Genomic DNA, 20,366 nt, shown 5'->3' with positions numbered 1-20,366 from the left:
TAGTTAAGAATTTACTTAATCCAGCTCACATTTTTGTTCGGTTGCCATTGTCATTACGCAGGGGCGCTTAGATAATCCGCCGAAATAACCCATTTTTATGATGGCGTGCTACTGCGAAAGCAGGCAAGACCAAAATAGAAATGCTCTCCCGCCAAGGGGAGCGTCTCTGTTTTGGTCTTTTTTTTTGCCCCAACACCAAGGAACACTATGAACTATAACGAAACAGCAGACAAAATCCTCCACGCGGTGGGCGGTGCGGAGAATATCCGCATGCTCACCCATTGCGCCACCCGGCTGCGCATGGAGTTCAACGACCGCGCAAAGGTAAACGATGCGCAGATTGGCACCCTCCCCGGCGTGATCAGCGTGGTGGAGAAGGGCGGCCAGTTCCAGATTGTGATCGGTAACGAGGTGCAGCAGGTTTACCGGCGGCTCAATAAGGCGCTGCCGGAGAAAAAAGGCCCGGCAGGCGGCGATAAAAATGCGAAGCCGGCCGGCATCGTCGCCCGGATTATCAGCGTTATTTCGACCACCTTTACCCCGGTGATCCCGGCGATTACCGGCGCGGGGATGATTAAAGCGCTGTTGGCTATTCTCAAGCTCACCGGGGTGATTAGCGAGACCAGTTCGACGTATCAGCTGCTGAATATTATTGCCGACGCCGCCTTCTTCTTCCTACCGGTGCTGCTGGCCTACGGCGCATCGCTGAAGTTTGAATGCAACCCGATTCTGGCGATGACCCTCGCGGGCGTGCTGCTGCATCCGGGCATCGGCCAGATGCTGGCGGCCGGTAAAGCGGTCGATTTTGTCGGCATCAACGTCCTGCTTTCCGATTACGCCGGTTCGGTGCTGCCGATCATTCTGACGGTGTGGCTGATGTCGTGGGTGGAGCGCTTTGCCGAAAAAGTCTCGCCGTCGATTATTAAATTCTTTGTTAAGCCGATGCTGATCCTGCTGATTACCGCGCCGCTGGCGCTGGTGGTGGTCGGCCCGGCGGGCATTTTGCTTAACGATCTGGTGGCCGCGGGGGCGGGCGCTATCGACCGCCACGCCAGCTGGTTGATCCCGATGCTGATGGGCACCCTGCAGCCCTTCCTGATCATTACCGGCACCGCCTGGGCGATGACGCCGATCGCCACCGGACAGCTGAGTAAAAGCGGTTACGAGATGATTAACGGACCGGGGATGCTGGCGTCCAACGTGGCGATGGGGGCGGCGACGCTGTGCGTGGCGCTGAAAACCAAAAATAGCAACCTGCGCCAGCTGGCCTCTTCGTCGGGCTTTACCGCGCTGCTGGGGATCACCGAACCGGCGCTGTACGGGGTGCTGCTCAAGTTTCGCCGCGTGCTGATTGCCGCGATGATCGGCGGCGGCTGCGCCGGGGTCTACGCCGGGGTGAGCGGGCTGGTGCGCTACGCGTTTGTCTCACCAGGCCTCGCGGCGCTGCCGGCGTTTATCGGCGAAAACCCGATGAACATCGTCCATGCGCTGGTAACCTGCGCGATCTCCATCGTGGTGACCTTTACCCTGACCTGGTTTATCGCTTTTAAAGACGTTCCTGAGGAACAAGAGGAAGTGGGCGAGGCGCCGCAGCCTGCGGTGAGCCCGAAAAACGAGGGGGAGACGGAAGTATTCAGCCCGCTGCGCGGCCAGGTGGTGGCGCTCAGCGAAGTGAACGATGATGTCTTTTCCGGCGGCCTGCTGGGCGAGGGCCTGGCGATTCGTCCCGAGGAAGGGGTACTGCGCGCGCCGTTTAGCGGCACGGTGATGATGTTTTTGCCGTCGTGCCACGCCGTTGGCCTGCAGAGCGACAGCGGTCTTGAGCTGCTGATCCATATCGGTATCGACACCGTTAATCTTAACGGCCAGCACTTTAGCTCTACGCTGAAGGTGGGCGATAGGGTGGAAGCGGGACAGGAGCTAATCCGCTTTGATATACCCGCCATCGAGCAGGCCGGGTATGACCTGATTACCCCGGTGATTGTGGTCAACGGCGATGAGCAGCACTCACTGCGCCTGACTGCCGCCGCGCAGGTCGATTACGGGGAGCAACTGATGGTGCAATCCGCTAAGGAGGCGCAGGCATGATTTATCAAAAGAAAGCGCAGTTCCCGGACGGTTTTCTGTGGGGCGCGTCCACCTCAGCCTATCAGGTCGAGGGCGCGTGGAATGAAGATGGTAAAGGCCCTTCGGTGGTCGATATGCTCAGCCATCCGCCGGGAACGGCGGACTTCCGCATCGCCAGCGACCACTATCATCGCGTGGAGGAGGACGTCGCGCTGATGGCGCAGATGGGGCTGAAGGCCTACCGTTTTTCGGTGGCCTGGTCGCGGGTGATACCTGACGGCGATGGCCCGGTGAATCCGACCGGGCTGGCGTTTTATCACCGCCTGATCGACGCCCTGACCCGCCATGGCATCACCCCCATCGTCACGCTGTACCACTTCGACCTGCCGTGGGCGCTGGAGCTTAAAGGCGGCTGGCTGAACCGCAAAACCGGGGAAGCATTCGTGCGCTATGCCAGGCTGCTGTTCAGCGAATTTGCCGCCAAAGTTCCGCTCTGGCTGACCATCAATGAACAGAACACCATGATCCTCCATCCCGGCGCGATTGGCGTGCCAGCGGATCGCGAACTGCCGGACAAGAAGGCGCTGTACCAGCAGAATCATCATATGATGCTGGCCCAGGCGCAGATCTTCGCCCTGTGCCACCGCGAGTTCCCCGGGCTGCGCATTGGCCCGGCGATAAACACCACGTCGATGTACGCCGAAAGCTGTAAGCCTGAGGACGCCATCGCCGCGCATAACTGGGAGACGCTGCGCTGCTGGAGCTTTTTGGATGTTGCGGCGCATGGCCGCTACAACGCCCTGGCGTGGGCCTATATGCAGGATCGCGGCCTCGCGCCGGAGCTGCAGCCGGAAGATGCGCTGATTTTGCAGCAGGGGAGGCCGGACTTTATCGCCATTAACTACTACTCGACCGCTACCATTGCCGCCAGCCGGGGCGACGGCGGCGACGTTGCGCCCCGCGCCGGGGACCAGCAAATTATGCTGGGCGAAGAGGGGGTTTATCGTCCGGCGGAAAACCCGTGGGTTGGCAAAACCCCCTACGGCTGGGTGGTCGATCCGGTGGGGCTGCGCCTGACGCTGCGTAAAGTGTGCGAACGCTACGGCCTGCCGATTCTGATTAGCGAAAACGGCATGGGCGCGCCGGATAAGCTGGCGCCTGATGGGACGGTAAATGACGACTATCGCATCGCCTTCTTACAGGCGCATATTGAGCAAATGCGCCTGGCGATAGCCGACGGCGTCGAGCTGATGGGCTACTGTCCGTGGGCGGCGATTGACGTGGTCAGCACCCATCAGGGATACGCCAAGCGCTACGGTTTTATTTATGTCGATCGCGGCGAGGATGACCTGAAAAGCCTGCAAAGGATCCGCAAACGCAGCTTCTGGTGGTATAAGGATGTCATCGCGCAAAACGGCAACCACGACGAGTCGCAGAGATGATTGTTCAGAAGGTGCTCAATAATAGCCTGGTGCTCTCTATGGATGACGATAGCAGGGAGGTTATCGTCATGGGGAAAGGCATTGGCTTCAACAGCAGACCCGGGGATGAGATCGCCCCGGATAAGATTGAGAAGCTGTTCGTGACCCAGGTGCTCGGCGCGCGCAGCGGCTATCTTGAGGCGCTCTCCGCCATTCCGGATGAGGTCATTGAAATGGCGGCGATGATTATTTCCCGCGCCAATATGCAGCTCGCCAGCAAAGTCCGCGAGCAGATTTTCTTTACCCTCGCCGACCACCTGACCTTTGCCATCGAGCGCAGCCGCAAAGGGATCGCCATTCAAAATCGCCTGCTGCCGGAAGTCAGGCGTTTTTATCCGCAGCAGTTCCGCGTCGCCAGCGAGGCGGTAACGATTATTCGCCAGCAGTACGGGATTGAACTGCCGGAGGAGGAAGCCGGGAATATCGCCTTTCATCTGGTAAACGGCCAGAGCGAGGGCGACGACGTGGCGCAAACCATGCAGTCGGTGAAGATGCTGAAGGATATTTTTAATCTCGTGCAGTATCACTTTAAACAGCCGATAGACACCGACTCGATTAACTACTCGCGTTTTCTGGTCCATATGCAGTTTTTCCTCCAGCGTCTACAAGAGGGAGAGCTGGACGGCGCGCGGGACAGTTTTCTGCTGGTGCAGGTGATTAAGGAGTATCCGGAGGCGTACCGCTGCGCGCTGCTGATCCGCGATTACGTCAAAGCCCAGCTCGATATCACCCTCGGCGGCAACGAGCTGTTATGGCTCACCGTACATCTGGTGCGTATCGCGGGCCTGGATGCGTGAACGTGTTCTATTAATGGGGCGTAATAGCCATTTCTGTTTTTTTTATGGGACATGAGCTCTTTGGAATGACTGAGTTGGCTCATTTGTAGTGTTCTATAAACAGGTTATAATCGCTAACTAAGTTCTATTAATAAGACAAGAGAAGCATTATGGCAAAGCCGTCAACCCGAACCTACTCTCGTTACAGTCGCGATGCAGCACGGTTGCTGGGAATGATGATCCGCACCGCGCGCATAGAATCCAGACTCACTATCGAGGAGCTGGCAGAACGTGCTGGCGTGTCGCGTGGGCTGGTTTATCGTGCTGAGGAAGGCGATATGGGATGTGCGATTGGCGCGGTATTTGAACTGGCGACAATAGTGGGCGTGCCGCTGTTTACGCCAGATAGTTCTGCTCTGGCGTTACATATTGCTAATGCAGAGAAAACGCTGTCATTAATGCCGCGTGCGGTTCATCACTCAAGGAAGGTGATAAATGATGACTTCTGAGAATAGCCTTGAGCAAGTGTATGTCTGGATCTGGCTGCCTGGAGCAACAGAACCCGTTGTCGCCGGAGTGTTAAGCAGAGACAACGGTCGGTTTATTTTCAACTACGGCCGCAGTTATCTGGAGCGGAAAGAGGCGATAGCGGTTTATGTGCCGGAGCTTCCTTTAGTCAGAGGCGCAATGGTACCTGCCCCTGGTTTGCAAATGGCTGGCGCGTTACGCGATGGAGCTCCTGATGCCTGGGGGCGGCGAGTTATTCTGAACCGACTGATGGGCGCACAAGGCAGAGATACCGATCCCAACACCCTGGATGAAATGACCTACTTACTTGAGTCCGGTTCCGATCGGATTGGTGGTCTTGATTTTCAGCGCTCTGCGACGGAGTACGTTCCACGCGCGGCCCGAGGAGCATCGCTTGAAGAGCTTATGCAGGCAGCGTCGATGGTGGAAAACGGTATACCGTTAACCGTCGATCTTGAACAGGCGTTATTTCACGGCACTTCACTCGGTGGAGCACGACCAAAAGCGATGATCGAATTTGGGAATCGTAAATTTATCGCTAAATTTTCTTCTTCAACAGATACCTATAATGTTGTTAAAGGCGAATATATCGCCATGCGCCTGGCAGGCTGCGTTGGGTTGAATGTTGCGCCTGTTCTCTTTCGCCATACTACTGGTAAAGATGTTTTGCTTATCGAGCGTTTTGATCGCGTCCAAAGCAAGACCGGTTGGCAACGCCGCCTGATGGTGTCAGCGCTGACTATCTTTGGTCTTGATGAAATGATGGCAAGATATGCGAGCTATGAAGATTTGGCGGACATTATACGTCAGCGTTTTAGTGCCCCTAAAGAGACGCTGCGGGAGCTGTTTGGGCGACTTGTTTTTAACATTATTTGTGGTAATACCGACGATCATGCCAGAAACCATGCGGCATTTTGGGATGGTAAAAGGCTTAGCCTGACGCCTGCATATGACATTTGTCCTCAAGGGAGAGCCGGCAATGAAGCCACACAGGCTATGCTGATCGTAGGCGAAAATCGGATGAGTAACCTTGCGGTTTGCCTGTCGGCTGCCGACCGTTTTTTACTGAGCAGACGTGAAGCCATTGAGCTTATTGCCCATTATCTCGATACGGTCCATATGAACTGGAAAGCCCTCGGCGATGAGGTGGGGTTAAGTGAAGTGGACAGAAAACTCTTCTGGGGAAGGATGTTTTTTAATCCTTTCATATTTGAAGGCGCGCCAGAAGAGATTTTGAGACTACGTAAGTCGTGGCTTTAACGCGTCCGGTGCCACTGCATTTTCAACGCGGCAAGACAAATAGTCCGTTAACACGTTTCGATAACCTTTTAAACCTCCGTAGTATCACCGATGCCGAAACTGCAGCGTCGCCGGCAGGTAGCGCTGTAGCGGCTCGGGCGTGTTGCCGTCAATCAGCTGGCTTATCAAATCGTAGCAGTGCCAGGCCAGCTGGCGGTTGTCCTGCTGGACGGTATCGATACGCAGCGACAGCGAATCGTAGAGATAGTGATCGTCAAAGCTCGCCAGGTGGATGTCTGAATCGAGCAAATGGTGCTGGCTCATATAGCGCAGCACCCCTTCCAGCAGCCCGCAGGCGGCGGTAAACAGCGCCTTTGGCGGCCGACCCAGACGCGCGCAGAGGGCGGCGAACATCTCATAGCCGGAGCTGGGATGGTAGTTGCCGTTGATCACCCACTCCGGGCGCAATTCAATACCCGCCTGGGCCAGACCTTGCGTAAACCCGGCCAGACGATCGCGGGAGGGCGACAGGCGCGGCTGGCCGCCTAAAAACCAGAACTCATCGCGATGCTGAGGCGCGATGCGGGCAATCAGCTCCGCCGTCGGGGTAATTGAATCGGTCATCACCAGCGGCAGGGCGCTTTCATTCGGGTAGCGGTCAAACAGCACCACCGGCAGCTGTTCGCTGAGCTTGAGATAGTCGGCATCGGCGTGCATACAGGAGGCGACGATCAACCCGTCGACCTGACGGGCAATCATGTTATTGACCACCATGCTCTCCTGACCGGGGTTTTCGTCGGTACAGGAGATCAGCAGTTGGACGCCCGCCTCGCGGCACAGCATCTCCAGCTCATGGGAAAAGACCGCAAAGCCGTAGTTGGTGATCTCCGGCACCACCAGGCCGATGGTGTGGCTGCGGTTATCGCGCAGGGAGCGGGCGTGAATGCTCGGCTGATAGTGCTGCTCGCGGGCAATCGCCAGCACGCGCTCGCGCGTTTCCTGCGCCACGCGCAGCTCTTTGCCACGCCCGTTGAGCACCAGGCTGGCGGTCGCTTTGGAAACGCCCGCCAGTTCGGCGATATCTTTAATGGTTACGCGTTTGGTTTTCATTACGACGCCATGAGCCTGAAAGCAAAACGCTTATTCTACCATGCATGTGCGCAGCGGCCAGTAGCAGAATGCATCCGGCGCGCTACCGGAGAAAATCAGCTGCGCCGGATAAGCCGGGAAGCAGCGGCTGCTCATTACGCCTTCGCCGTCGTTAATGAAAATCTCCACGCTCGACCGATCGATGAAAATCCGCAGCGTGCGGACCTCGCCGCGCCAGTAGCGATAGTGCATCTCGTCGCTGACGAGACTGCGTCGCGCCAGTCGGATCCCGCTGGCGTCGCGCTCGAGGGTTAACGCGCCGCCGAAATCAAGGCTTAGCGCGTCGTCGGCGGCAGTTTGCAGCGCGATTTCCATCGGCGCCAGCGGCAGGGCGTTCCCCTGCCAGCCGTGCGCTTCCCCGCGCAGGGCGGTCAGCTCGCGCAGCGGACGCTGGTAGAGCTGACCGTCGATAAATTCCAGCTCGCGCAGGCAGGTCATCTGATGGATCCAGCCATGAGCGAGCGTCGGCTGGCGCATCTCTTCGCCGTCCGGGACGCCCATCCAGCCGACCAGCAGGCTGCGGCCATCGCGGGTGTGCGTGGTCTGCGGGGCGTAGAACTCGAATCCGGCGTCCAGCTCGCGCAGTTCGCCGTGGCTGAACGCGGCGCGGTCGTAGTCGAAACCACCGGCCATCCACACCGCCGGATAGGTATTGAGGAAGCGCTCTTCTTCACGGGCAATCCCCTGCGGGCAGCAGATCAGAATATGCTGGTCGCCGAGCGCAAACAGATCCGGGCACTCCCACATATAGCCCGCGTCGCTCAGGCCGTTAATGCCGTCACCGGCGATTTCGCCCTCGCTGCGCCACTGATGAAGGTCCGGGGAGCTGAACAGCAGCACCTTACCGCGCTTTTGCCGATCCTGCGCCCCCAGCACCATGTACCAGCGGTCTTGATGCCGCCAGACTTTCGGGTCGCGGACGTGGCCGGTATAGCCCTCCGGCAGCGGCAGGACCGGGCCGAGCTTAGTGAAGGTGCCGTCGGCGTTTTCCGTCGCCAGGCACTGCCACGCGGTTCGGCCGCCATCGTCGAACTTCACGTTGCCGGTATAGCACAGGGTGAGCGTACCGTTGTTATCCACCGCGCTGCCGGAGTAGCAGCCGTTGCGGTCGTACTCTTCATCCGGCATCAGCGCAATAGGCTCATGCCGCCAGCGCAGCAGATCGTCTGAACTCCAGTGCGCCCAGCACTTGAACTTATGATCGCAGGCGAGCGGGTTCCACTGGTAGAACAGGTGATAGCGCCCGGCAAACTCGACAAAGCCGTTGGGGTCGTTCATCAGCCCGGTGACCGGCGCATGGTGCCAGCGGGGATAATGGCTATCGGCCAGCGCGCGCGGCTGGCCCTGCATAACGGCCTGCAAAATCGCAGGCAAACGTGATGGAAGTGACATTATTCAGCGTCCGTTTTGTATTTCAGCAGCAGAGAGACGACGAAAGCGACGCCAAAGGCGATGACCATACCGATAATGTAGTTCAGCAGCGAGCTGGCCTGCACGATAGCCATGCCGGGAATCGCCGTCAGGCCGACTGCGCTCATATAGACGTGCACTGACACGACCCACGCGCCGCCCGCCGCGCCGCCGATCAGCGCCGCGATAAACGGCTTCATGAAACGTAAGTTGATACCAAAAATCGCCGCCTCGGTGATGCCCAGCATAGCGGAAAACGCCGAGGGCAGCGCAATGGCTTTGATTTTGACGTCTTTGGTTTTAAACCATACCGCCAGGCAGGCGCCACCCTGAGCGACGTTGGCCATGGACCAAATCGGCAGCAGGAAGTTAACCCCAATGGACGGGTTACCCAGCAGCCCGGCTTCGATGGCGTGGAAGCTGTGGTGAATACCGGTAATGACGATAACCGAATAGAGACCGCCAAACAGCAGTCCAGCCAGCCAGCCGGCGTGGCTAATCAGGGTACTCAGGACAAACGAGATGCCGTCGCCGAGCGCGCGACCGGCCGGGCCGATAATCAGCAGGGCGATAAAACCGGAAATAATCACCGTCAGGAACGGCGTCAGGATCAGGTCCAGCGCATCGGGGATCGCGCGACGCAGCTGCTTCTCAACCAGGCTCATAAACCATACCGCCAGCAGCACCGGGAACACTGTCCCCTGATAGCCGATCATGGCGATCTCGAGGCCGAAGAAGTTCATGGTATGGAAACCGGCGGCCACGCCCCAGGCGTTAGTCAGCGCCGGGTGGGTCAGAATGCCGCCGAGCGTCGCGCCGAGGTAGGGGTTACCGCCGAATTCGCGGGCCGCGGTAAAGCCAATCAGGATCGGCAGAATGATAAACGCCGCCGAGCTGCACATATCCAGCATGATGTAGAGGGCGTTGCTCGGGTCAACCCAGCCGTAGGTTTTGACCATCCCCAGCAGGCCCATCAGCAGGCCGGAGGCGACGATTGCCGGGATAATCGGCACGAAGATGTTCGACAGCAGGCGCGCGATACGCTGGAAAGGATTAAGCTTTTTCGCCGCAATGTCGGCGGCTTCCGACTTGCTCGATTCGCTAATGCCCGCCGCCTGGATAAAGGCGGCGTAGACCTTGTTCACCACCCCGGTGCCGAAAATAATCTGCATCTGCCCGGCGTTGCGGAAACAGCCCTTAACCCCTTCAATTTTGCCGATGGCCTGCTGGTCGGCCAGCGAATCATCGACCAGCACCAGCCGCAGACGCGTGGCGCAGTGCGCGGCGCTGGCGATATTTTCCTTGCCTCCCAAAAGCGGAAGCAGCGAGCGGGAAATCTGTTCAAAATCCATAGTACCCTCTGAATGCGTAAAATTTTCGTGTTGTCGTCCCGTGTTCACGGGGGCGCAGTTTCTGCGTCATTATCGTGTCCGGGGCGACAACGCGCGCGTAATCGCCCCGGATGTTCCTGCCGTCAGACGTTACCCGTCAGAACCAGGTTTCCATCTGCATACCGAACGACCATTCGCCGCCCGATTTAAAACCACTGCTGCCCAGCGCGTCGTCGCTGGCGTAATTATTCAGTTTTTTGCTCCAGTCCATCCATGAGGTGTAAAGGCGGATTTCAGGACGGCTGAAGAAATCACCGATGCTGCCGACCTTAAAGGTCGGAGCGAAGGTGAGCTTGTAGAAGCTACCGTTCACCGCATGGCGATCGTTATAACCTTCAGGTTTAAGATCCATATACTGGTAGCTGCCTTCGTAAGCGAGGGCGAAGTTCTGGTTGATCTCCTGGATCAGACGCATGTTGAGCGTTGCCCACTGATAGCTGTCGCCCTCGGCATAACGGTCTTTACTGCTTTGCGCCAGGATAGCCGGGGCGATAAACCAGTTTTTGCTGAGCGGCGTGGTGCCGTAGCTGGCGAAGCGCCAGGTGTTGGCGCCCGAGCGTAGCGCGCCGTCAGAGCCGATGCCTTTAACTTCAGCGCCCAGGCCGTGACCGTAGAGCAGGGCGGTTTTGCTGGTGCCTTCACGCAGGCCGTAAAAAGTGTCGTTATGCAACCCGAGCAGCGCATGCGTCCCGGTATTTGCCGCATCGCCTTTGACCGGATTGCCGTTGGTATCCTGACGTTCATCGTTGTCTTTTGCCCGCATCCCGCTGACCATCACCTGCACCGGACCGATGAAGTTGTTCATGCTGACGATATAGTTCTGCACGCTATTGCTCGAGTCAGCAATATCGCCGAAGTTGCGTCCGTAAAGAGAGAAGTTACTGCGAATGCTATCGTTCCACCTGACGTCGTAAATACCGCCGCCGGTACCGGCGAGGAACACAACGTCAGAGTCAATCCAGTGAATATCAAAGTTGTCGCGGTCGAAACGTTTCCCTGCCCACAGGGTGGAGCCTTTAAACGGCCCTTCAAAGGCAGGCAGGTTGCCCAGTTCGACGAAAGCCTGGCGAACGTTCAAATCACTGGTGCTCGCCGTCCAGTCGTTATAATTGGTTTGGCCGTCGGCGACCATCACTTTGAAGCGGGTCGTCGCGCCATTATCCAGGGTCTGCTTATGTTCAAGGTTCATTTCAACATAGGTATCGGCCTGGTTTCCCAGACGGCCGATAGCCCCGCCGGTTTCCCCCGCTGGCGTCATATAGGCGCCGGATTTGGTGCTGGCGGCGGAATCATTCATTATCACGCCGGAGCGGGCGTAGCCGTGAAACTCAAAGCCGCTTTTCTCATCGGCTTTTTTCTCAAGCTTGGCGGTACGTTGAACCACTTCCTGCGTCGTGTCCTGATTTTTTTGCTGCTGGGTGGTCAGCTGCTGGACTTTTTTCTCCGCTGACTCGGCGCGGTTTTCCGCGGTTTGCGCTCTGTTTTCCGCCTCCTGCAGGCGTTTTTCCAGCGCGACCAGGCGGGCTTCGATGGTGCTGAGGTCCGTTTGCGCGTGGGCTGAGGCGGCACCGGTTAGCAAAGCGATAAGGACCGCGAGTGTGCTTTTTTTATACATGCTGATTGCATCCCGAAAGTAAAATTTGGAAATGTTGTTTTTTGCTAAACCGGTTTAGGCGCTATGTTAAGCATGACCCTTAACATTTGGAAATGGATTTTGCTAAACCGGTTTAATAAATGTGATGGATGCAACAAAGTGGGCCGCGCACGACGGCCTGAAGAATCAAAACTGGCGATTAAGATCGCGCTGGTATGGCAGAGCGGTCATCGCGCCTTTCGCCGTTGTCGCCAGAGCGCCGCAGGTTTGCGCTAGCGTCAGGGTGGGTTCCAGCCCTTCGATATCCGTCGGCATCCCTTTGGCGGCAAGGCTTGCGAGCAGTCCGGCGACAAAAGCGTCACCCGCGCCGGTGGTGTCCACGCTGACCACAGGCTTGGCGCTGAAATGGGTAAACTGCTGCTGGAAGGCGGCAAGCACGCCCGCTTTGCCCTGGGTGACCAGCAGCAATTCAGGCTGGTAGCGCGCGGTGATGCTGGCGATGCCTTGCGCTAAATCATCACTTCCGCTGATGAATACCAGTTCCTCTTCCGACAGCTTCACCACGTTGGCCATGCGCAGGGCGCGATCGAGGCAGGCGTGCAGCAGCTCCTGATCCTGCCAGAGGTCCGGGCGGATATTGGGGTCAAAGCTGACCCGGCCGCCGGCCAGCTTGATTTTCTCCATAGCCGCGAAGGTGGTGCTGCGGCTGGGTTCGGCGCTGAGCGCGATAGAGCAGACGTGCAGCCACTGGTTGGCGGCAAACTGCGGCAGGTCTTCTTTCGCCAGGAACAGATCCGCGCTTGGGCGCACCATAAAGGTAAAGGTGCGTTCGCCCTGATCGTCAAGGTCGACCACGACGGTGGAGGTTCGGTGCTCGCCGTCGAGGCGCATATGGCTGACGTCGACCAGCTCCTGCTGCAGGGTGTGGCGCATAAAGCGGCCAAACGGATCGTCGCCGACGCGCCCGATAAACCCGCTGATGCCGCCAAGACGGGCGATACCTACCGCCACGTTGGCCGGCGCGCCGCCGGGGCAGCGCAGCAGACGGCCTTCGCTCTCCGGCAGCAGGTCAACTACCGCATCTCCCAGAACCCAAACTTTTGCAATCATGCTGAAAAATCTCCATAGCTAAACTTAGTTAAACCGGTTTAGCTTATTAAAGCATAGCGACAGGATCAGGGGAACGTCAGCGGCGGAAAAGTGCGAACCAGGGTATAAAAACGTGAGCCGGTTGGCAAAAGAGCGGCCGTTCGGCTGAGCGGGAGAGACTTCTGATGGCTGCGGACTCTATAGCGGTAAAAAGCGGCAGCCCGGACAGGTGCAAAGGGGGGAGCGGCAGACCAAAAGTCGATAGAAAAGTCTGAAATCAGTTTTAAGAACAATCCCTAAAGCCAGACGGCAAAATCTTGTGCCATGCTAAATGCGACTCATAACATTAAGTTCGTTAGCGAGAGAGGATATTATGAAAAAAGCAATGATTGCGTTATCTGCGATTCTGGTAGCAGCTCCTGTTTTTGCTGCAACAACGACACACGCAACCGACGATACCGTCGCGGCGGCCCATGAAGGGGCGAACACCGCGAAGGAAAAACTGCACGAGGCCCAGCACCAGGGTGAAGAGCAGCAGCTCAAAGCTAAACACGCGGCGGAAGGCAAAAGCGACAGCGTAGGCAGCGAAGTCAGCGAAGGCGCGCAGAAAACCTGGAATAAGACCAAAGAAGGGACTGAGAAGGGCTGGAACGCAACTAAAGAAGGCACCGAAAAAGGCTGGAATAAGACCAAAGAGGTCAGCAAAGAAGGCTGGGATAAAACCAAGCAGGGTGCCGAAGAGCTAAAAACTAAAGTCACTGAGTAATTACTGACTCTTTGCTAAAAAAGGTCGCGAAAGCGGCCTTTTTTGTTATTTAGCGTCCATGGTTCAGCCTCGGGATAATTATCCGCAATGGATATCGAGCCGGCTTGCGGTATACCCGGGGGCATAGTAAACCCTGTGGCTGGGTTAAATGAGCGCAGGCAATAAAAATGCGCCCTGGAAGACTAAGCGGATATGCCAGGAATTGTCCTGGTTATATTGTTACTCACTATTCCTCCACATTCTCCTGGTACAAAGGAAATATATCAGGAGGTGTATTATGAAAAAGATTCTTTCACTGGCGATTATTTTATCTTGTGCGTTGACTTCCGTCTCCTGGGCGGATGGTCCTGGCGGCAACAACCACGGTCAGCAGCAGGTCTGGCAGCAAGACGCCGGGCGCGGCGGCCCGAACGGTAACCGTCAGCAGGGGCCGCAGGCTAACAACCATCAGGGCAACGGCGATAACCGTGGCCCGGCGCATGGTGACAAGGGGCCGCAGGGTAACCCTCATCAGGCGCGTCATGAGCAGGACCACTTTGCGTGGAACGGGCATGATTTCCGCAAAGGTCATCCGGCGCCGGAACGTTTTCGCGGCAATGATTACCGGATAAACGACTGGAACGATCGCGGATTACCGGCACCGCCGCGCGGGCAGCACTGGTCCTATATTGATGGCAACTATGTGCTGATTGCCGCCGCGACCGGGATTATTACGTCGATCCTGATTAACGGCGCGCTGAGTCACTAACCTTTTTCTGCCTTAACCTCGCTACCGCTTCCCCCGGAGGCGGTGCTGCGCGCCTGTCCGGGCTACCGATTTCCCCGCGTCTGAGGGACGGTAGCCCGGTCAGCGTAGCGCTATCGGGCAATGCCCACCCGCCCTTGTTCTCACTTAAAAACCGCAAAGTTGAAAATATCATTCTTGCGCCTCTTCTTTGATGTTTTATCTGCTTATTTAGACTTTATAAATGAGTATTATGCTTCATGATTAATAAAAAGCAGAGAATGTAAGAAGCGCCCTGGTTCAGGCGAGAGTAAAAGACGTCCGCTTCGCCGTTAAATCACTATGAATAAATCAGATGAAAACTGCCTGCGGAATAAGAAATCCTGCTTGCAATAAACCCTTAGCACGTTAAGTTATTAAAGCTTTGCATCTGATTCTATTCCCGGAGACCGGCATGACCGACTGTGTAATTCCTGAAATTAAAGCCACCGAAGATGAAATGATTGCGATCCGTCATTATTTACATGCCCATCCGGAATTAAGCCTGGAAGAGTTTAATACCAGCGAGCTGGTGGCCGGAAAACTGACCGAGTGGGGCTATACGGTGACCCGCGGGTTGGCGAAAACCGGGGTGGTCGGAACCTTAAGCAAAGGCGATTCTCCGCGCACAATCGGCCTGCGCGCCGACATGGACGCGCTGCCGATTTTCGAAGCGACCGATCTCCCGTGGGCCAGCACCGTTGCCGGGAAAATGCACGCCTGCGGCCACGATGGCCATACCACCATTCTGCTGGCGGCGGCGAAATATATCGCCTCGCCGGCCTGCCAGTTCAACGGCACGGTACACCTGATATTCCAGCCCGCGGAAGAAGCTATCGGCGGCGCGGATTTAATGATTAAAGACGGCCTGTTTGAACGTTTCCCCTGCGAGCGCATCTTCGGCCTGCACAATATGCCGGGCCTGCCGGTGGGGAAACTCGGCTTTTACGCCGGTAATTTTATGGCCTCGGCGGATACGGTCAAAATCACCATTACCGGTTACGGCGGCCACGGCGCGCACCCCGAGCGCACCGTCGACCCCATTGTGACCGGCGCGGCGCTGGTGATGAATCTGCAAAGTATCGTTGCCCGTAACGTACCGCCGGGCGAAACCGCGGTGGTCAGCGTCGGCACTTTCCAGGCGGGTATCGCCTCCAACGTCATCCCCGAGAACGTGGTGATGGAGCTGAGCGTGCGGGCGATGAAGCCGGAAATTCGCGACCTGCTAATTAAGCGGATCAAGGAGCTCGCTGATTTTACCGCCAAAAGCTACGGCGCCAGCAGCGAGGTTGAGGTTTTTGACTCCTATCCGGTGCTGACCAACAGCGACGAGGAGACCGAGTTCGCCAAAGCGCTGGCGCTGGAGGTATTTGGCGAGGAGGGCGTGCTGGAATCCATTTCGCCGATGAACGCCAGCGAAGATTTCGCTTTTATGCTCCAGAAACGCCCCGGCTGCTACTTCCTGCTGGGTAATGGGGAGAAAGGCGGGAAGGGCGGCTGTATGGTGCACAACCCCGGCTATGACTTTAATGATGACATTATTTCTACCGGCGCGACGCTGTTCGTCCGGTTAGTTGAAACACACTGCCGTTGATCTCTGGAGTCCGTAAATAATGAAAAAATCTCTTCTGCTGTGGGTCGCGCTGATGGCCTCAACTTCAGCCCTGGCCGCAGAAAATAAGGAAATTCGCTTTGGCGTCGATCCCACCTTTGCGCCGTTTGAATGGAAAGATCCGCAGGGTAAGCTGGCGGGTTTTGATATTGACCTCGGCAACGCGATTTGCGCCCAGCTGCAGGCCAAGTGCGTGTGGGTGGAAAGCAACTTCGACGGCATTATCCCGGCGCTGAAGGCGCGTAAGTTCGACGCGATCCTCTCCGGCATGTATATGACCGAGAAGCGCAAAGAGCAGATCGGCTTTAGCGACAAGCTCTACAACGGTCCGGTGTTCCTCGTGGCGCGTAAAAATACCCTGGCCGGGAATACCGTCGAACAGCTGAAGGGCAAAACCATCGGCGTAGAACAGGGCTCGGCGCAGGAGACTTACGTCAACCAGCACTGGCGCACGGCGGGGATCAATATCGTCGCCTATCAGGGGGCGGATCGCGTGGTTCAGGATCTGGAGTCCGGGCGTATTGATGGCGCGGTGCTGTCCGGGATGATGGCCGACTACAGCTTCCTGCAGCAGCCGCAGGGTAAAGATTTTGCCTTCGTTGGCGGCCATCTGAAGGACGACAAGCTGTTCGGCGCCGGCGCGGCGATTGGCCTGCGCAAAGAGGACGATGCCCTGCGCCAGGAGATTAACGGCGCGATTGCCCGCATTCTCGCCGACGGCACTTATAAAAAGTTAGCCGGGAAATATTTTAGCTTTGACGTCTATTCCGGGACATAATGTTGTTATGCATTCAGCGGGCACGGCTAGCCCGCTTCAAGCTTCCTTTTCTTACTATCCCGTAATTGTCCTTTCCTGGCCCTCACGGCGTTCCGAAGGATACTGAATATAAGCGATAAGGAGTGAACGGCATGATCACACGTCCCTTGGGCAAAACCGGATTTTCCATCGCCCCGCTGGTGTTTGGCGGCAACGTTTTTGGCTGGACCATCGATGAAAAAACCAGTTTTGCCATTCTTGATGCGTTTATAGACCACGGCTTTGATGCTATCGACACGGCGGATGTTTACTCCCGCTGGGCGGAGGGTAATCAGGGCGGCGAGTCTGAAACCATTATCGGCCGCTGGCTACAGGCGCGGCCCGGCATGCGCGATAAGGTGAAGATCTTCACCAAAGTGGGGGCCGATTTAGGCCTTCCCGGGCATAAAGGGTTGAAAAAAGCGTGGATCCAGCAGGCGGTTGAGGATTCACTCCGGCGCCTGAACACCGATTATATCGACCTCTATTTTGCCCACTGGCCGGACCCGGAAACGCCGGTTGCGGAAACCCTCGAGGCGTTTCACGCCCTGCAGCAGGCGGGGAAAATCCGCGCTATGGGCGCCTCCAACCTTGACGCCGGCCAGCTTTCGAGCGCGCTGGAAGTGTCGCGCAAAAGCGGTCTGCCGGCCTGGCAGGTGCTGCAGCCGGAATACAATCTTTATCATCGCTCGGCTTTTGAGGGCGCGCTCGGCGACCTGTGCATCAGCCGCGATATCGGCGTGGTGACCTACTACAGCCTGGCGTCCGGCTTCCTGACCGGCAAATACCGCCAGCAGTCCGATCTGGCGCAAAGCCAGCGCGGGGGCGGCATTGGCAAATATCTCAATCCGCGCGGGCTGCGCATCGTCGATACGCTGGTTGAGGTGGCGGAGCAAAACGACGCCAAACCCGCCGAAGTCGCGCTGGCCTGGCTGATGAGCCGCGAAGGCGTAACGGCGCCTATCGCCAGCGCCACCAGCATCGCTCAGGTGGAGAGCTTCGCCCGCGCCGCCGCGCTGACCCTGAGCGCCGACCAACTGGCGCGTCTGGACAGCGCCAGCGCGTAATACTGTATGCCGGAGCCTGTCAGGTTCCGGCGCTTTTCCATCAGCGTTTTGTATTCCTTTTCTTTTCTCTTTTAGTCACTTCCCCGGCTCTGAATACTTTTCAGCGAAAAATGAAACGTTTTTTCATGCGCTAAAAGCCCTTCTTGATTACGTTAAGATAATGCGTATAGTTCTCATTCTTATTTTGTTTTTATGTTTTCGGTGATTGCCTGCCTCAGCGGATGCTCACGGGGAAACTGCGAAAGCGGGATAGGGCTCGCTCACGCAAGATCGAAAAGAGAACATCGGCGGCGAAGTAAATGTTAATTTATTGATTTTATTAATAATTAATCTTTTTTTATTTTTTCTTACCTATGGGACTCATTATGCGTACCTATCACTCTTCTGTTTTCCCGCTACGCAAAACGCTGCTGGCGTTAACCATCGGCGCAATCACCCATTCAGCCGCGGCGGCGGAAAGCAAGAAAAGCGAAGAAACCATGGTCGTCCAGGCAACGCCCGCCAGCGATTTTAAAGCCGGCGGCGATCTGGTGGTGCCTGCCTATCTCGACGGACAGGTGGCGAACGGCGGGCGTCTCGGGATGCTCGGCGAGCAAAACGCCATGGACGTTCCGTTTAGCATCATCGGTTATACCTCGAAGCTGATTCAGGACCAGCAGGCGAAAACCATCACCGACGTGGTGAGCAACGATGCCGGGGTTCAGCCGGTGCAGGGCTACGGTAACTATGCCGAGACCTACCGCATTCGCGGCCTCAAGTTTGACGGCGACGATATGACCCTGAGCGGGCTGGCCGGGGTGGTGCCGCGTCAGGTGGTGGATACCGCCATGCTTGAGCGGGTCGAAATTTTTAAAGGCGCCAACGCCCTGCTCAACGGCGCCGCCAGCTCCGGCGTCGGCGGGATGATTAACCTCGAACCTAAGCGCGCGGAAGATATCCCCACCGCCAACGTTGGCGTCGACTATACCTCGGATTCGCAGGTCGGCGGCTCGCTGGATTTAGGCCGTCGCTTTGGCGACGATAACCAGTTCGGCGCGCGGGTGAACCTGGTGCATCGCGAAGGCGAGGCGGCGGTCGACAATGACAAGCGCAGAACCACTCTGGCTTCGATTGGCCTCGATTATCGCGGTGAGCGCTTACGCAGCTCTTTTGACTTTGGCTATCAGAAGAAAACCTTCCACGGCGGCCCGATGGGGATCAATATTTCGGCCGTGGATTTTATCCCGCGTCTGCCGGATAACACCCATAACTACACGCAAAAATGGGCTTACAGCGATATCGAAAATGAGTTCGGTATGCTGAGAATGGAATACGACATTATTGATAAATGGACCGCCTACGCCTCGTTAGGGGCGCAGCATGCCCATGAGATTGGCCTGTATAGCGCCTCGAAGCTGATTGACCGGGCGGGCAACGCCACGGCGGGGCGCCTCGATACCAACCGCTATATTGATACCGCCAGCGGCATGGCGGGCCTTCGCGGCGAGTTCGCCACCGGTTTTGTATCGCACAGGGTCAACGTCGGCTATTCGGCGAAAACTCAAAACGACAAAACAGCATGGCGGATGTCGAAGGCGGCGGATAATCCGCTGGTGAACATCTACGATACCCGGCAGGTCGCGCCTCCGGCCAACGCTTCATTCGGCGGCGACTATGACGATCCGCTGACCAGCGGCCGCACCCGTTCGCAGGGCTGGCTACTAAGCGACACCCTTGGCGTGCTCGACGATACGCTGCTGTTTACCGCTGGCGCGCGTCATCAAAAGGTAGTGGTGCGCAATTACAACAAAACCACCGGCCTGCAAACCGATGACGCATTTGATGACAGCCGCTGGATGCCCACTTACGGCGTGGTTTATAAGCCGTGGAAAGTGATTTCTTTATACGCCAACCATACCGAAGCGCTACAGCCGGGCAGCAATGCGCCAACCTCCGCTAAAAACTATGGTGAAAGCGTTGGGATCATTCACTCAAAACAGAACGAAGTCGGGGTGAAGGCCGATTTCGGCACAATTGGCGGCTCGCTGTCGCTGTTTGAAATTAAAATGCCGTCAGCGGTCCTCGACAGCAACGGCTATTACGGGCTTAACGGCGAGCAGCGTAACCGCGGCGTCGAATTTAATATCTTCGGCGAACCGCTGTATGGCCTGCGCCTTAACGCCAGCGCTACCTGGCTGGATGCCGAACTGTCGAAAACCGCGAAGGGTTTGAACGATGGTAAGAAAGCGATCGGCGTGCCGGGGTTCTACACGGTGCTTGGCGCAGAGTATGACATCAAGCCCATCGACGGTCTGACCGCCACCGCGCGCCTCAACCACTCGGGTTCGCAGTATGCCGATCAGGCGAACAGCAAGAAGATTGATAGCTATACCACCCTCGATCTCGGCGTGCGCTATCGCCTGGCGCTTAACGCGAATCAAAACCAGATGACGGTACGCGCGGGCGTCGATAACGTAACGGATGAGAACTACTGGTCCGGCGCGGATGACAGCGGAACCTATCTGTTCCGCGGCGAACCGCGGACGTTCAAGGTATCGGTAGGTTACGCGTTCTGAGCCAAAATGCAGAGGCGGGCAGGGCCGATCGTCCCTTGTGATAAATCAATGAACGTATGAAGCCTGCGCATCTGCCGCTTGAA

General features: G+C 57.1%; 16 protein-coding genes. 11 read left to right on the top strand and 5 right to left on the bottom strand.

Translation table 11 applies throughout. The features are described from left to right. Nucleotides 1–207: 207 nt before the first annotated feature. The 5 genes from GUC22_RS20035 to GUC22_RS20015 all read left to right on the top strand — a co-directional run bounded on the left by GUC22_RS20035 (nt 208) and on the right by GUC22_RS20015 (nt 6,112). Nucleotides 208–2,088, top strand: coding sequence for a beta-glucoside-specific PTS transporter subunit IIABC (locus GUC22_RS20035; RefSeq protein ID WP_004135282.1), 1,881 nt, complete (start codon nt 208–210; stop codon nt 2,086–2,088). Further along, nucleotides 2,085–3,509 (top strand): glycoside hydrolase family 1 protein, encoded by a 1,425-nt coding sequence (locus GUC22_RS20030; protein WP_024358900.1) that lies wholly within the window; start codon nt 2,085–2,087, stop codon nt 3,507–3,509. Before GUC22_RS20035 ends, GUC22_RS20030 begins: the two co-directional genes overlap by 4 nt. Further along, nucleotides 3,506–4,345, top strand: coding sequence for a PRD domain-containing protein (locus GUC22_RS20025; RefSeq protein WP_160183740.1), 840 nt, complete (start codon nt 3,506–3,508; stop codon nt 4,343–4,345). The genes GUC22_RS20030 and GUC22_RS20025 overlap by 4 nt, the downstream gene beginning before the upstream one ends. Nucleotides 4,346–4,494: 149 nt before the next feature. Beyond that, nucleotides 4,495–4,833, top strand: a complete 339-nt coding sequence (locus tag GUC22_RS20020; RefSeq protein ID WP_024358898.1) for a helix-turn-helix domain-containing protein — start codon at nt 4,495–4,497, stop codon at nt 4,831–4,833. Then, nucleotides 4,823–6,112, top strand: coding sequence for a type II toxin-antitoxin system HipA family toxin (locus GUC22_RS20015; RefSeq protein ID WP_024358897.1), 1,290 nt, complete (start codon nt 4,823–4,825; stop codon nt 6,110–6,112). Before GUC22_RS20020 ends, GUC22_RS20015 begins: the two co-directional genes overlap by 11 nt. Nucleotides 6,113–6,196: 84 nt before the next feature. On the opposite strand, the gene GUC22_RS20010 is transcribed toward GUC22_RS20015, so the two are convergent. From GUC22_RS20010 to GUC22_RS19990, 5 genes are all read right to left on the bottom strand, one after another. Next, nucleotides 6,197–7,201 (bottom strand): LacI family DNA-binding transcriptional regulator, encoded by a 1,005-nt coding sequence (locus tag GUC22_RS20010; RefSeq protein WP_004135287.1) that lies wholly within the window; start codon nt 7,199–7,201, stop codon nt 6,197–6,199. A gap of 30 nt (nt 7,202–7,231) precedes the next feature. Next, entirely contained in the window at nt 7,232–8,632 is a 1,401-nt protein-coding gene (locus GUC22_RS20005) for a sucrose-6-phosphate hydrolase (protein WP_024358896.1), read from the bottom strand. Beyond that, the gene (locus tag GUC22_RS20000; RefSeq protein ID WP_024358895.1) at nt 8,632–10,002 is read right to left on the bottom strand and encodes a sucrose-specific PTS transporter subunit IIBC; all 1,371 of its coding nucleotides are present in this window, start codon (nt 10,000–10,002) and stop codon (nt 8,632–8,634) included. Before GUC22_RS20000 ends, GUC22_RS20005 begins: the two co-directional genes overlap by 1 nt. Nucleotides 10,003–10,138: 136 nt before the next feature. Then, nucleotides 10,139–11,656 (bottom strand): carbohydrate porin, encoded by a 1,518-nt coding sequence (locus GUC22_RS19995; RefSeq protein WP_024358894.1) that lies wholly within the window; start codon nt 11,654–11,656, stop codon nt 10,139–10,141. 165 nt (nt 11,657–11,821) lie between these two features. Next, a complete protein-coding gene (locus tag GUC22_RS19990) occupies nt 11,822–12,745 on the bottom strand; it encodes an aminoimidazole riboside kinase (RefSeq protein WP_024358893.1) in 924 nt (307 codons plus the stop codon). Between the two features lie 352 nt (nt 12,746–13,097). Here GUC22_RS19990 and GUC22_RS19985 point away from each other — a divergent pair, with 352 nt between their 5' ends. From GUC22_RS19985 to GUC22_RS19960, 6 genes are all read left to right on the top strand, one after another. Next, entirely contained in the window at nt 13,098–13,490 is a 393-nt protein-coding gene (locus GUC22_RS19985; protein ID WP_004130158.1) for a hypothetical protein, read from the top strand. Between the two features lie 277 nt (nt 13,491–13,767). Next, nucleotides 13,768–14,238: an RcnB family protein gene (locus tag GUC22_RS19980; RefSeq protein ID WP_004135302.1), complete on the top strand. Its 471-nt coding sequence runs from the start codon at nt 13,768–13,770 to the stop codon at nt 14,236–14,238. 430 nt (nt 14,239–14,668) lie between these two features. After that, nucleotides 14,669–15,847: a M20 aminoacylase family protein gene (locus GUC22_RS19975; RefSeq protein ID WP_049087502.1), complete on the top strand. Its 1,179-nt coding sequence runs from the start codon at nt 14,669–14,671 to the stop codon at nt 15,845–15,847. Nucleotides 15,848–15,866: 19 nt separating this feature from the next. Further along, nucleotides 15,867–16,643, top strand: coding sequence for an ABC transporter substrate-binding protein (locus tag GUC22_RS19970; RefSeq protein WP_024358891.1), 777 nt, complete (start codon nt 15,867–15,869; stop codon nt 16,641–16,643). A 131-nt stretch (nt 16,644–16,774) separates the two neighbouring features. Further along, entirely contained in the window at nt 16,775–17,728 is a 954-nt protein-coding gene (locus tag GUC22_RS19965; RefSeq protein WP_024358890.1) for an aldo/keto reductase, read from the top strand. Between the two features lie 353 nt (nt 17,729–18,081). After that, entirely contained in the window at nt 18,082–20,283 is a 2,202-nt protein-coding gene (locus GUC22_RS19960; protein WP_370512064.1) for a TonB-dependent receptor, read from the top strand. Nucleotides 20,284–20,366 lie beyond the last annotated feature (83 nt).

It is taken from the genome of Klebsiella sp. MPUS7 (assembly GCF_009905335.1).
Taxonomy (GTDB): Bacteria; Pseudomonadota; Gammaproteobacteria; order Enterobacterales; family Enterobacteriaceae; genus Klebsiella; species Klebsiella grimontii.
This window is presented reverse-complemented; position numbering and strand designations above follow the sequence as displayed.